Consider the following 12,468-nt stretch of genomic DNA (forward strand, 5'->3'; position numbering starts at 1 on the left):
CCCCGATTCCGGGGCCGCCCCTTTCTCGGCACATCAGCCCGCGTATCTGCCTGAACCGGCCTCGACATCTCTCGTAGGCCGCCGCACTCACCTCGAGGTGAATATCATGGCGCAGACAATCATGACCACACGCACAACGATCCCGCGTTACGAACGCTGGAGAATACAAATCTTCGCGATCACCTGGATCGCGTATGCCGGGTTCTACTTCACGAGGCAATCCTTCGCTGTCGCGAAACTCGGCATCCTGGAAGACCCACTCGTCAACGATGTCCTGACGAAGGGAATGCTCGCCAATCTCGATGCGGTGTACCTCGCCGCCTACGCGCTCGGCCAATTCGTCTGGGGCTCCGTCTCCGATCGATACGGCCCGCGCATCGTCGTTCTCGGCGGCCTGGCCATCTCGGCTGTCGCGACGATGTTCATGGGAATCCTGCCTGCTGTCGCTTTCCTGTTGCCGCTCATGATCATTCAGGGTCTTGCGCAATCGACCGGCTGGTCCGGCACGCTGAAGAACATGGCCCAGTTCTTCGCCATCTCGGAACGCGGCCGGGTCCTCGGGCTGTGGAGCACCAACTACGCGTTCGGGGGCCTCGTGGCCGCGCCCGTGCTCGGCTGGGTCGCGTACAGCGTGTTCGACAGTTGGCGGGCCGCGTTCTTCGCAGGCGCTGCGATCGTGGTCGTCGTGTTCGTCGCCGTCGTCGTCTTCCAGCGGAACACCCCGGAGGACGTGGGGTTGCCACCGATCGAGGAGTACCGCGCGGAGGAGAAGACTCTGCCACTGGATGATTCGGCCGCGGCGGAGGTCATTGCCGAACCCGCGCGGTCGGTGCGCGAGTCGTTCGTGGTGGTGCTGAAGGACCGCATGGTGATGACGCTGGGCATGGCATATTTCCTGCTCAAGCCCGCCCGCTACGCCATCCTCCTGTGGGGTCCGGTCATCGTCGCGGAGCGCCTGCACGGCGCCGGCCACTTCCAGGCGATCGTCATCCCGATCGCGTTCGGGGTCGCCGGCGTCGTCGCACCGATGGTCATCGGCCGGATCTCCGACAAGGTGTTCACGGCGCGGCGCATCCCGGCCTGCGTCCTGAGCCTGGCGGTGCTCGTGGCCGTGCTGGCACTGTTCACGCCGCTGACCGCGGCGGGCAACGCGTGGATCATGGTGGGAGTCCTCGCCGTGATCGGGTTGTCCATCTACGGCGCCGACGCGATGATCTCCTGCGTCTCGGCCGTCGACTTCGGCACGTCCAAGCATGCGGGCGCGGCCAGCGGCATCATCAACGGGTGCGGATCGGTCGGCGCCATCCTCGGCGGGCTGCTCCCCGGGTACCTCGGGACGTCCACCCTGTTCTACGGCTTCGCGGTCGCGGCGTTCGTGGCGATGCTGCTACTGATCCCGCACTGGAACCGCATGCCGGCAGCCGACTAGCCTCCGTTGCCGTCGTCCGACGGAAGCCGGGGGTCGATGGTGCGGGCGTTCACGATGCTGAAGGCGACCAGGTCGGGACGGTACCGATCGTCCGCGTACTCGAACGTGTCGCCGTTCTGATCCCGCGACGTCCGACGTTCCCGAAGCAACGGGCTGCCGGGGTCGATGCCGAGATTCTCGGCGTCGACCTCGGTTGCGGCGACGGCGTCGAGCACGTGCTCCATCGATTCGAAGCGGACGCCGCGGGAGGTGAGGTAGTCGGTGATCGATCCGGTGTCGATGTCGAAGTCGAACAGCAGGGAGCCGACGCGCTCGGTGAACGTGCTCCGCTCGATCATCGTCGGTTCGCCGTCGAGCAGTCGGACGCGGAGCACCTCGACGACGAAGTCGTCCGCACTCGATCCCAGTGCGGCGGCGGCGGGTTCGGACACCCGGCGACGCGCGATCTCGAGCGTGCGGCTGCCCGCGGCGCGGCCGGTCCGGCGCGCCCACTGGGAGAACGGTGTGAACGTGTCCAGGGTCTGCGTGATGTCGTGGCTGCGCACCACGGCCGGTTTGCCCTGGGACAGCTGGATGAGCCCCTCGTTCTTCAACGTGGCCAGAGCCTGGCGCACGGGACCGCGTGACACCTCGAACTCCGCGCACAGCATGCTCTCGCTGGGCAGCGACTCACCCACCGCGTACTGCCGTTGCATGATGCGCTGCCGGAGCTGGAGTGCGACGAACTCATGGCGGGAGCGTGCCTCCACCATTGCGCATCACCCCACTTCCCCGGTCGGTCGACGGTCGCCACTGCGAGTCAGCTGCATTCTAGTGGCGTCGCAGATACGCTACGTTGCGAGAACGCGTTCTATCCGGTGAGGGGGTGCGGAGCATGCCGTCGTCGACGGATCGGGTGGTGACGGTCGACGGATTCCGTTGGCAGATTTCCGAACTGGGTGACGGGCCGCCCGTCGTCCTGTGTCACGGATTCCCGGGCCTCGGCTACAGCTATCGCCATCAGATGCGGGCCCTCGCGGCCTCCGGGTACCGCGCGATCGCCCCCGACATGCCCGGCTACGGCGGCACCGACGTGCCCCGCGACATCGACGACTACACGAACGAGCGGGTGTCGGACGCGCTGATCGATCTGCTCGACGCGCTCGGTCACGAGCAGGCCGTGTTCGTCGGCCACGACTTCGGAGCACCGGTCGCCTGGACCGTCGCACTGCGTCACCGCGCACGCGTGTCCGGGCTGGTGCTCCTGGCCGTCCCCTACGCGCCCGACCGGTTCCCGCTGCGACCGTCGGAGCTCTATGCGTCGATGGCGCGCAAGCACTTCCTGCACATCCACTACTTCCAGGAACCGGGTGTCGCCGACCGCGAACTCGACGCCGACCCCCGAGGATTCCTGCAGCGACTGTTCTACGCGTTGTCGGGCGCCTACCGCTATCTGGACATCTGGCAGCATCCCTCGGAGGGCAACGGTTACCTGGACGTGCTGCCCGACGCCCCACCCCTGCCGTGGTCGTGGCTGACGGAGGCAGAGTTCGACCATTACGTGGAGGTCTTCACCCGGACGGGATTCACGGGCGGACTGAACTGGTACCGGGCGTATGACGCCAACTGGGAGCGCTCCGGGAGTCTCGCCGGCGCGCACATCGAGGTGCCGACGCTGTTCGTGGCCGGCGCGCACGATCCCGTCATCGTGATGAGTGGTGCGCAGGCCCTCGACCGGATGCGTGACACCGTCCCCGACCTGCGCGGACTCCATCTCGTCGAGGGAGCCGGGCATTTCGTGCAGCAGGAACGGCCCGACGAGGTGAACGAGCTGCTGCTCAGATTCCTCGCGGGCGGAAAAGACGCCGACGACGCCGACTCCGCTCGGGCAGTTCGCTGATCGACTCGAGGTACGCGGTGAACGCTGCGGCGTCCGCGTGGGTGCTCACCTTCGGCCTGCCCTCGGCCCAGGCGGCGAACAGCGCGAAGAATCGGTCGCCGAGGGCGGCGCGGACGTGGGGAAGGTGTCCGCCCACTTCCCCGGACCGCTTGCGGAGCAAGGCCTTCGATGCGGTGTCGATCGCGTGGCGGTCGAATCCCTCCGGCAGTTCCCCCGCTGCGACGAGAGCCCGGACCAAGGCCGCCTGCCGCGCCACGAGCCCGGTCACGGCAGGCTCCACACGGCGCCCCCGGTGATCCGCTCGAAGCCGGCCGCATCGGCGATCGCATCCAACTCGTCGAACAACTTCCGGGCGGGCGGGTAGTTCCCGTCGCGCTCGAGCATCACCGCGGGGATGGCATCGGCTGCCCACTGCCGGACCAGGTCCAGCACCTCGCCGGGCACCGGGTCGGTGTGGGTGTCGTGATACGCGCCGTCCCGTACGGATCCCCCGGCGACGTGGCAGTACGCCACGCGTTCGAGGGGAAGCCGCCGGAGTTCCTCACCGGCGTCGCATCCGCGGTTGCGGGCGTTCGCGTAGACGTTGGCGACATCCAGCAACAGGTACACGCCGGTGCGTTCGACCAGTTCGGCAAGGAACTCACCCTCCGAGTACTCGTCGTCCGGCCAGTCGAACAGGGCCGCGATGTTCTCCACGGCCAGGGGCACAGGCAGGGACTCCTGCGTGCGCCGGATGTTGCGCACCAGCACGTCGAGGGCCTCCGCCGAGCGCGGCACCGGCAGCAGGTGCCCGGCCTCGAGGCCGCCCGCCCGGACGAACGCGACGTGCTCGCTGACGAGCGGCGCACCGAGCGCGTCGGCGCACCGCGCCAGATGGTCGATCCGGCGCTGCTCGACGCCGTCCGCGCCACCCAGCGACAGTGAGATGCCGTGCGGGACGACGGGAACCCCCAGCGACCGCAGTTCGTCCGGAACGCCGACTCCGCGCCGGCGTGCGGGCAGCGATTCGGCGATCACCTCGCAGAACCCCAGCCCGTCGAGCCGGTCGATGATTCCGCAGATCTCCGGGCGCCAGCCGATGCCGAGGCCCGGCTCGATCAGGGTGCTCATCCTCCGCACCCCCCACCACCGCCGCACCCACCGCCGCCGCCGCCGCAGGAGCTGTCGCCGCTGCTGCCGCCGTCGCCGCTGCCGCTGTCGGTGACACCGGCCGCGCTGGCGAACCCCGGGGAGAACAAGCCGACGGCCCCCATCCCGAAGAGTGCCGTCGACAGTGCGATCGGCGTCGGACCGTATGCGGTGAGCGACGGGCGCATCCGCGGCGACAGGTACGAGTGCTCGCGGCGCAGTCGCTGCAGTTCCGCCGTGCCCTGGTGTGTCCGGCGGCCGGTCCGGCGAACGAGCTCCCGCGCGGCCGAGAGCAGGACCACCGCGAGCAGCAGGAAGCCGATCGGTTTGCCGCCGGCGAACCCGGATACGAGGCGTGCCACGCCGATGGCCAGAACGACGAGGATCGGGAGGCTCGTGCGGCGATTCCAGGCCTTCTGTTCGGGTCCCGTGAGCAGCCCCTGCGCGACCAGCGTGGCGCGCAGGTGGTCGAGCGGGGCCTGCAACCGGCCCGGGAGCCGAAGGTTGCCGAGGGCGCCGCGCCCGGAGGCGAGTTCGTCGTAAACGGCCCGCGTGAACCATCCGAGGGCGTTGTCAGTGACCCCCCACGCCCGCAGGACCGTCCCGTCGGCGGAGATGAGGTCGGCTCCCCGCAGCAGCGTCAGGGACGCGGCGATGGCGCGATCGTCGCTGGTCAGCATGCCGGCCTGCACCGGATCGAGGCGGACGCCGTCGGTCGGGGCGGATGCGGTGCCCCGGGACCGGAGGAACACCGCCAGCCCCACCGCGAGCACGGCGGCGGCGACGTAGATCACCAGGAAGGTCTCGCTCGGTATCCCCCACGTAGCGGATTCGTTGTACATCGCACACCACCTTTCAACCACGTTGTCCGACAGTCGATCTCAGTATCAGTACGATTGTCCGATTTGCACCCGCCGGGTGCCGATCGTCACCGTTCCGTTATCGAGATCCTGGGGATTCGTCGTGAGGTGGCTGTGGGTGGCATCGCCTAGCATCGTCAGCATGACGTCGCCGATCGCCGCACTGTCGTATGCCGAATTGCTGGATGCGGTTGCGGAATCGCACCGCACGGTGGAGGCGACGCTGGAGGGGTTGACCGACGATCAGGCGCGCGAGCCGTCGTTGCTGCCGGGGTGGAGCCGGGGGCACGTCGTCACGCACCTCGCGAGGAATGCGGACGCGCTTAACCGGTTCGCCGTCGGGGTGATCACCGGCGAGGCCGCGCCCGAGATGTACCCGGGCGGTCCGGCCGCGCGGGCCGCGGCGATCGAGGAGGGGGCCGGACGTCCGGCCGAACTGCTGGTGGCCGATTTCCGCTTCGCGGGACGGCGGGTGATCGAGTCGCTGCGCCGGATCACCGAAGATCTGTACGAGACGCCGGTGAACTGGCGTAAGCGGGTGCCTGCGCGGCAGGTGCCGGTGCTGCGGTGGCGGGAGCTCGAGATCCACCACGTCGACCTGGGGCTGGACTACTCGGCGGCCGACTGGCCGTCGGCCTTCGTGGAGCACACGCTGGAATCGGAACTGCCCGAGCTCGCCGCTCGGCATCCGGATCTCGGGGTGCCGGAACTTCCGCGCACCGAACTGCTGGCGTGGGTTATCGGGCGCCCCACGCGGGAGGGTCTGCCGCCCGTGCCCGCGTGGCCGTTCTGATCGTCAGGCGTACTCGACGTTCTCGAACGTGTCGGCGTCGTCGAGCGCGTTCCAGATGATCGCGTAGCGCTTGTGGGTCATCTCGTCGGCATCGACGAGCAGGGCGTCGAAGAGGGACTTCGGGTTGTCCTGCCACGTCTGAACCAGGCCCGCGACCGCCTGCGGAGTGAACAGGCCGGACCGCGCTGCCGCCTCGATCCACTCGTCGAAGTCGCCGCCGTGAATCCGCTCGACTGCTTCGCGATCGACCTCGCCGTCACCGAGGTCGAGAGTGAACATCGTCGCGAAGACGTCGCCGTCGACGGCGACGACGGTGTCGCTGTACATACGCTGGTCGGTGTTCATCGTGGGGATACCTCCTGGGAGTCAGCTCGTTGAACCTGACTCACGTTTGCGACCTCTGCTGATGAGAAGAACTGTAGGGCGACTAATTGTGAGCAGCTTAAAGCCTTTCTGTGAGATCAATCTGTGATCTATCTCACGCAGGTTTCTCCGCGGTCAGCGGACCCTCAGCACGACTTCTGTGGGGTGCGCATCACCCGGTGTCTCCACCGCGTTACGCACGGCTTTTGCGACGGTCGACGGCTGCAGATACTTCTCCGGCCGGTACTCGTCGCCCTCGCCGGCCACGATGGTCCGCTGCATATCGGTGTCGATCCGACCGGGGTGAATTGACGTGACGCGCAGTAACGGCTCCTCGAGCCGCAGTGCGTCACCGAACGCCCGGAGGGCGAATTTGCTCGCCGCGTACGACGCCCAGCCGGCGTTCGCGCGGAGCCCGGCGCCCGAGTTGATCAGGACGACGTGCCCACCCGCGGCGCGGAGGGCGGGCAGCAGCAGTCGTGTCAGTTCGGCCACCGCGATGACGTTCGCCTCGAGCGTGTGCCGCCACTGCGCGACGGTCGACTCCCCCACGGTCGCGAGATCGGCGACGCCGGCGTTGTGGACGAGCACGTCGAGCCGGTCGATCGGGGCGCACGCGGCCGCCAGCGCGCCGTAGTCGGTCAGCTCGACCGGCCAGGGCGTGGCGCCCGGCAGTTCGTCGAGGATGTCGGTCAGCGACCCGGCCGACCGGGCGCCGAGCAGGAGGTCGTGGGTCGGGGCGAGTTCGCGGGCGATGGCGGCTCCGAGGCCACGGCTCGCGCCGGTGATCAGGGCTGTGGGCATGCTGTCGAGGCTAACGCCCGTGAGTACTTGTCAACCGCGGGAGGTTAATAAGTACTCACGGGCCGAAGGCACTCCAGTGGTGCCACCGCAGGTCGTGGATCGCGATCACCGGTCCGTCCGGGCGGCGGTCGACGTACTGCGGATACTTCGCGGCGAGAACGTCGATCGCGGCCCCGCTCTCCGGGGAGCCGGGGGCGAGCACCTCTGCCCGCCCGTCGACCCGCACCCACCACAGGTGGTCCCAGTTCTCGTCGTAGTGGTCCACGAGCAGGGTGACGGCGGGATTGGCCGCGATGTTCGTCAGGCGCCGTAATGCGGTGCTGCGCTTCGGTTTGTGGTCGACGCAGGAATAGATCGTGTCGGAGTCGAGCGCGAAGACGAGTGGGACGAGGTGCGGCACCCCGTCGGACCCGACCGTGGCGAGGCGCGCGATGCGGGCGGCCGCGAACCGCGCGACGGCATCCATCACGGTTCCATCAGATAGTCGCCGCTCACCGGTTCCGGGAGGGCGGGAATGCCCAACGGACGCTTGAAGTATGCCCACGGGAACCACAATGTCCCGACCTTCTGCCAGCCGTCGGCCTCGAGCTTCTGGCGGCTCGCCAGCGCCGACACCCGGGTGTGCTCCCACTGTTCCTCGGACTTGCGGACCGTGTGGAACAAGGTGCCGAACCCGACGGAGTGCCAGCCGTACGAGCCCGCGTGGTTGAGGATGCGCATCTCGTTGAACGCGGTGAGCGGGGTGAGCCGGCGGGTCCGGCCGTCCGGGTCCGTGTCGGGGGCGTCGCCGATCCGTTTGCCGAAGCGTTGTTGCGCCGCCTGCCGCGACATGCCGAGTGCGGCGCCGACGGTGTCCCAGCTGTGTCCGGCGGAGCGCGCGGCGGCGATCGCGGAGACGAGCAGTTCGTCGACCGACTCCCGTGCCTGCGACGTGAGCCGGACGAGGGCCAGGTAGGCGGCGGGGTCGTGGTCCAGTCCCGGGTCGATCTCGGGGTCGGCCTTGGCGATCGCGTCCGACAGCAGTTGAGTGAGCGCGGCATCCGGCATGTGTCAAGTATTAGTTGACAAGAGTTCCGTTGTCAACAAAATCTTGACAAGCTGGTGACTAACTGGTGACGAGGGTGATGCCGAGGGTGAGCATCAGCGCGGCGATCCCGGCGTCGAGCACGCGCCACGCGCCGGGTCGGGCGAACACGCGGTGCAGGAACTGGGCGCCGTAGCCGAGCGCCAGGAACCAGAAGACGCTGGCGGTGGCGGCGCCGAGGCCGAACAGCCACCGGCCCGAATCGCCCTGGTTGTTGGCCACCGAGCCGAGCATCAGCACCGTGTCGAGGTAGACGTGCGGGTTGAGCCAGGTGAGCGCGAGGCAGGTGAGGATCGATGTCGCGAGAGTTGCCGATCCGATTTCCTGTGTGGCATCGAGAGTTCCGGGGCGAAGGGCGCGGCGAGCGGCGAGCACCGCGTAGGAGACGAGGAATGCCGCTCCCGCCCAGCGGATCACGGTGATGGCGGCCGGAGCGTGCGCGAGTACGGCGCCGATCCCGCTGATCCCGACGGCGATGAGCACGGCGTCCGACACCGCGCACAGCACGACCACCGGCAGGACGTGCCTGCGCGCGATCCCCTGTCGCAGGACGAACGCGTTCTGCGCGCCGATCGCGACGATCAGCGACAGGCCGGTACCGAAGCCGGCCGCCACCGTGAGCAAGGCAGGGGTGAGGTGCATGAAAACCACGCTACGAACCCCGCGTCCATCAATCCAGCTAATTATCCTTCATTGCCATTAGCATCGCTTCATATGGATCTGGACCTGGCTTCTCTTCGCACGTTCGCCGCAGTGATCGACGAAGGCACCTTCGACGCCGCCGCCCGCGTCCTGCACATCACGCCGTCCGCGGTGAGCCAGCGGATCAAGGCACTCGAGCAGCAGGTGGGACGCGTCCTCGTGCAGCGGTCCAAGCCGGTCCGGGCCACCGAGTCCGGGCACGTCGTGCTCACGCTCGCCCGCCAGATGGCCCACCTCGAGCGCGAGGCCATGTCGTCCCTCAATCCCGAGGAGGCGACGGCAAGCACGCTGTCGCTGGTCGTCAACGCGGATTCGCTGTCCACGTGGATGATTCCGGCCCTCGCCCGTCTGGCGCCGGAACATCGGGCGCTGTTCGACCTGCATCGGGAAGACGAATTCCACTCGACCACCCTGCTGCGGGAGGGCACGGTGATGGCCGCGGTGACGTCCGTCCCCGAGGCGGTGCAGGGCTGCACCGTGGAGAAGCTGGGGTCGATGCGGTACCGCGCGCTGTGCAGCCGCGACTACGCCGAACGCTGGCTTCCCGACGGCCCGACGGCGGACGCCCTCGCGGTGGCACCGATGCTCGACTTCGACCGCAAGGACGAACTGCAGGCCCGGTTCCTGCGCGGCTTCACGCGGCGCCGGCTGCAGCCACCGCGGCATTTCGTCCCCGGGTCTTCCGCGTTCTCCGACGCCGTCCGCCACGGACTGGGCTGGGGACTGTTGCCGGAATTGCACACCGGCGACGACCACGGGCTCGTCGAACTCGACCCGTCCCGCCCGATCGATGTCCCGCTGTACTGGCAGCGGTGGAAGCTGGATTCGCCGATCCTCGCGGCGCTCACCACCGCGGTCCGGGACGGGGCGCGCGAAGCGTTGCGGTGACGTCGGGGTGGGCGCAACACTGGAGTCATGGACGCCGACAGCCCGATGGACCCGGTGCAGGCCCTGCGAGAGACAGCGTTCTGGCTCGAACGGTCGCGTGCCGAGACGCATCGCGTGAAGGCGTACCGGCGCGCGGCCGACGTGGTGGCCGAACTGTCCGAGGAACAGCGGGACGTCCGGCAGCGCACCGACAGCTGGAAGGATCTGCCCGGCATCGGACCCAAGACGGCGACCGTCATCCGTGAGGCGCTCGACGGCGTGCCCGTCTATCTCGCGGAACTACGGGAGAACGCGGAATCGATCGGCGGCGGTGCGCTGCGCGACGCGCTGAAGGGCGACCTGCACACCCACTCGGACTGGTCGGACGGCGGCAGCCCCATCGACGAGATGATGCGCAGCGCGGCCGCCCTGGGGCACGAATACTGCGCTCTGACAGACCATTCCCCGCGTCTGACGGTCGCGAACGGGCTGTCGGCGGAGCGGTTGCGTTCTCAGCTGGAGGTGATCGCCGAGCTGAACGAGGAACTGGCACCGTTCCGCATCCTCACCGGCATCGAGGTCGACATCCTCGACGACGGTTCGCTCGACCAGGATCCCGATCTTCTCGACGAACTCGACATCGTCGTCGCCAGCGTGCACTCCAAGTTGCGGGCGGAGCGCGGGGCGATGACCCGCCGGATGGTCCGGGCGGTGGAGAATCCGCTGGTGGACGTGCTGGGGCACTGCACGGGCCGCCTCGTCGAAGGCGGTCGCGGAACCCGGCCGGAGTCGACGTTCGACGCGGAGCAGGTGTTCACCGCCTGCCGCGACAACGGCACCGCCGTCGAGATCAACAGCCGTCCCGAGCGCCGCGACCCGCCGAGTCGCCTCATCGATCTGGCCATCGACCTGGGGTGCCTGTTCTCGATCGACACCGACGCGCACGCCCCCGGGCAACTCGCCTGGCAGGGGTACGGATGCGAGCGGGCGATGCGGTGCGGTGTGGAGGCCGACCGCGTCGTGAACACGTGGTCCGCCGACGATCTGCTGGAATGGGCAAAGCAGCGCCCGTGAGTGGTTGACGAGTGCAGGGACTCGTCAACCGCGCACGGGCCGAAGGCCTGTCGGGAAACACGACTTCGGTCTAGATTGGTGTATGGCCGAAGTGCAGGGCGATGCGCGGTTGCGGCAGCTGAAGACTCCGCGCGCCGCGGCGATCGCCGGTATCGTGTTCGCCGTGCTCTTCGCCATCAGCTTCGTGCTGGTGCGCACCGCGCTGCCCGGCGGCGTCGTCACGGACACGGCGTGGGTGGGGCGCACCGGATCGAGAATGTCTGTCGCATTGACGCTTTTACCGTTCGCGGGTATCGCATTCCTGTGGTTCGTCGCCGTCATCCGCGACCGGCTCGGGGATCTCGAGGACCGATTCTTCTCGACGGTGTTCCTGGGCAGCGGGCTGCTGTTTCTGGCCATGATCTTCACCTCGACGGCGGTCGCCGGTGGTGTGCTCGCCATCTCGCGGCAGTCCGACCTCCCGCAATCGTCGATCGTCTACTTCGGACGGGAGGTGATGCTGCAGATCAACAACGTCTACGCGCTGCGCATGGCCGGGGTGTTCATGATTTCGCTCGGCACGATCTGGCTACGCACCGGCCTGATGCCGCGCTGGCTGGCGGTGATCACCTATCTGGTGGCGCTGAGCCTGCTCCTGGTCGTCAGCCTGAGTTTCTGGGTGACTCTGCTGTTTCCGGCGTGGGTGCTGTTGATCAGTGTGTTCATCCTCTCGGGTGGTCGGCACGAATCGACCCGCCCGAACTGAGCGTGCACGGCGACGCCGAGCACCGGGTTACGGTTCTGGCGGAAGATGTTTGTTTCATGAGACAGTGCCGGTGTGGCCAATCCCGCGCCCCGGCGCCCCACCGATCCAGAGGCCTTGTACCGGGTGGTGGCGGCCCGCCGCCTGCAATACGAGAACCTGCTCTGGCAGGTCCCGGCCCTGAGCCTGACCGCCCAAGCCTTCCTGTTCAGCATCGCGCTGGGTCAGGGCGTCGACACGTGGGCTCGGATCTTCTCCGCAGTGCTCGCGCTGAACTTGTCGGTCATCTCGATCATGCTCATGGCGAGCCACCGACAGGCTGAAATTCGGGACGTACAGTGGCTCGACCGCTTCGAACAGGACGAACTCGGGGCGGGAGACTGGGGGCCGCACGGCGCGGCCTTCCGGAAACCGTATGAAACGAAGTTGGATGCAGGCTGGTTCGGGAACCTCATACACCTGCGGCTCATGTTCTACGTGTGGATCGTTGGACTCGGAATATTCGGCGTCGTCGCGATCTCGATGATCGTCAGGACCATTCTCACCACCGTGCTGTAAGCCCCTGACGTCCATCCGGTGTCGCCGCACACGCGCACCGCCGTAGGTGCCGGCCCTTTCGGGGCCGGAATTCAACCCGTCAAGACTCGCCCGGAGTGGGGGAAGAAGATCGTGTCGGCTCGTACCGTGCGGGCGTAGACACCCGGTCGTCGGCGGCCGGACGATGAATCCGGCGGGGATCACCG

At 68.0% G+C, this 12,468-nt stretch carries 16 protein-coding genes; 7 read left to right on the top strand and 9 right to left on the bottom strand.

Features of this window, described 5'->3' with window-relative positions; genetic code table 11:
- Positions 1-121: 121 nt before the first annotated feature.
- Complete coding sequence (locus WKC72_RS04250; RefSeq protein ID WP_370181831.1) at positions 122-1,429, top strand: MFS transporter; 1,308 nt, start codon at positions 122-124, stop codon at positions 1,427-1,429.
- Here the strand turns inward: WKC72_RS04250 and WKC72_RS04255 are convergent.
- Positions 1,426-2,181, bottom strand: coding sequence for a GntR family transcriptional regulator (locus tag WKC72_RS04255; protein ID WP_037234763.1), 756 nt, complete (start codon positions 2,179-2,181; stop codon positions 1,426-1,428). The genes WKC72_RS04250 and WKC72_RS04255 overlap by 4 nt on opposite strands.
- A gap of 122 nt (positions 2,182-2,303) precedes the next feature.
- Here WKC72_RS04255 and WKC72_RS04260 point away from each other — a divergent pair, with 122 nt between their 5' ends.
- Positions 2,304-3,308 (top strand): alpha/beta fold hydrolase, encoded by a 1,005-nt coding sequence (locus WKC72_RS04260; protein ID WP_370181832.1) that lies wholly within the window; start codon positions 2,304-2,306, stop codon positions 3,306-3,308.
- Here the strand turns inward: WKC72_RS04260 and WKC72_RS04265 are convergent.
- Genes WKC72_RS04265 through WKC72_RS04275 form a run of 3 tightly spaced genes read right to left on the bottom strand, consistent with a single transcriptional unit; the run spans position 3,247 to position 5,278 of the window.
- The gene (locus WKC72_RS04265; protein ID WP_235214575.1) at positions 3,247-3,576 is read right to left on the bottom strand and encodes a hypothetical protein; all 330 of its coding nucleotides are present in this window, start codon (positions 3,574-3,576) and stop codon (positions 3,247-3,249) included. The two genes, WKC72_RS04260 and WKC72_RS04265, sit on opposite strands and share 62 nt — an antisense overlap.
- Positions 3,573-4,418, bottom strand: coding sequence for a DUF692 domain-containing protein (locus WKC72_RS04270; RefSeq protein ID WP_370181833.1), 846 nt, complete (start codon positions 4,416-4,418; stop codon positions 3,573-3,575). Before WKC72_RS04270 ends, WKC72_RS04265 begins: the two co-directional genes overlap by 4 nt.
- Positions 4,415-5,278, bottom strand: a complete 864-nt coding sequence (locus WKC72_RS04275) for a TIGR04222 domain-containing membrane protein (protein WP_370181834.1) — start codon at positions 5,276-5,278, stop codon at positions 4,415-4,417. The genes WKC72_RS04270 and WKC72_RS04275 overlap by 4 nt, the downstream gene beginning before the upstream one ends.
- Positions 5,279-5,438: 160 nt before the next feature.
- On the opposite strand from WKC72_RS04275, the gene WKC72_RS04280 reads away from it, so the two are divergent.
- On the top strand, positions 5,439-6,089 hold the full coding sequence (locus WKC72_RS04280; protein ID WP_037234750.1) for a maleylpyruvate isomerase family mycothiol-dependent enzyme: 651 nt from the start codon (positions 5,439-5,441) through the stop codon (positions 6,087-6,089).
- A gap of 3 nt (positions 6,090-6,092) precedes the next feature.
- Here WKC72_RS04280 and WKC72_RS04285 read toward each other — a convergent pair whose 3' ends face one another.
- The 5 genes from WKC72_RS04285 to WKC72_RS04305 all read right to left on the bottom strand — a co-directional run bounded on the left by WKC72_RS04285 (position 6,093) and on the right by WKC72_RS04305 (position 8,982).
- A complete protein-coding gene (locus WKC72_RS04285; protein WP_037234747.1) occupies positions 6,093-6,434 on the bottom strand; it encodes a hypothetical protein in 342 nt (113 codons plus the stop codon).
- A 153-nt stretch (positions 6,435-6,587) separates the two neighbouring features.
- The gene (locus tag WKC72_RS04290; protein ID WP_370181835.1) at positions 6,588-7,256 is read right to left on the bottom strand and encodes an SDR family oxidoreductase; all 669 of its coding nucleotides are present in this window, start codon (positions 7,254-7,256) and stop codon (positions 6,588-6,590) included.
- A 55-nt stretch (positions 7,257-7,311) separates the two neighbouring features.
- Positions 7,312-7,722, bottom strand: a complete 411-nt coding sequence (locus tag WKC72_RS04295) for a TIGR03668 family PPOX class F420-dependent oxidoreductase (RefSeq protein ID WP_370181836.1) — start codon at positions 7,720-7,722, stop codon at positions 7,312-7,314.
- Positions 7,722-8,303, bottom strand: a complete 582-nt coding sequence (locus WKC72_RS04300; protein WP_037234737.1) for a hypothetical protein — start codon at positions 8,301-8,303, stop codon at positions 7,722-7,724. Before WKC72_RS04300 ends, WKC72_RS04295 begins: the two co-directional genes overlap by 1 nt.
- A gap of 58 nt (positions 8,304-8,361) precedes the next feature.
- A complete protein-coding gene (locus WKC72_RS04305) occupies positions 8,362-8,982 on the bottom strand; it encodes a LysE/ArgO family amino acid transporter (protein ID WP_370181837.1) in 621 nt (206 codons plus the stop codon).
- Positions 8,983-9,054: 72 nt separating this feature from the next.
- Here WKC72_RS04305 and WKC72_RS04310 point away from each other — a divergent pair, with 72 nt between their 5' ends.
- The 4 genes from WKC72_RS04310 to WKC72_RS04325 all read left to right on the top strand — a co-directional run bounded on the left by WKC72_RS04310 (position 9,055) and on the right by WKC72_RS04325 (position 12,283).
- Positions 9,055-9,930, top strand: a complete 876-nt coding sequence (locus tag WKC72_RS04310; RefSeq protein WP_370181838.1) for a LysR family transcriptional regulator ArgP — start codon at positions 9,055-9,057, stop codon at positions 9,928-9,930.
- Between the two features lie 45 nt (positions 9,931-9,975).
- Entirely contained in the window at positions 9,976-10,983 is a 1,008-nt protein-coding gene (locus WKC72_RS04315) for a PHP domain-containing protein (RefSeq protein WP_370184256.1), read from the top strand.
- Positions 10,984-11,065: 82 nt separating this feature from the next.
- Positions 11,066-11,728 carry a hypothetical protein gene (locus WKC72_RS04320; protein WP_112300262.1) on the top strand — a complete coding sequence of 221 codons (663 nt, stop codon included), beginning with the start codon at positions 11,066-11,068 and terminating at the stop codon, positions 11,726-11,728.
- A gap of 72 nt (positions 11,729-11,800) precedes the next feature.
- Positions 11,801-12,283 carry a hypothetical protein gene (locus WKC72_RS04325; protein WP_009476677.1) on the top strand — a complete coding sequence of 161 codons (483 nt, stop codon included), beginning with the start codon at positions 11,801-11,803 and terminating at the stop codon, positions 12,281-12,283.
- Positions 12,284-12,468 lie beyond the last annotated feature (185 nt).

Source organism: Rhodococcus wratislaviensis, from assembly GCF_041228765.1.
In the GTDB taxonomy this organism is placed as follows: Bacteria; Actinomycetota; Actinomycetes; order Mycobacteriales; family Mycobacteriaceae; genus Rhodococcus_F; species Rhodococcus_F wratislaviensis.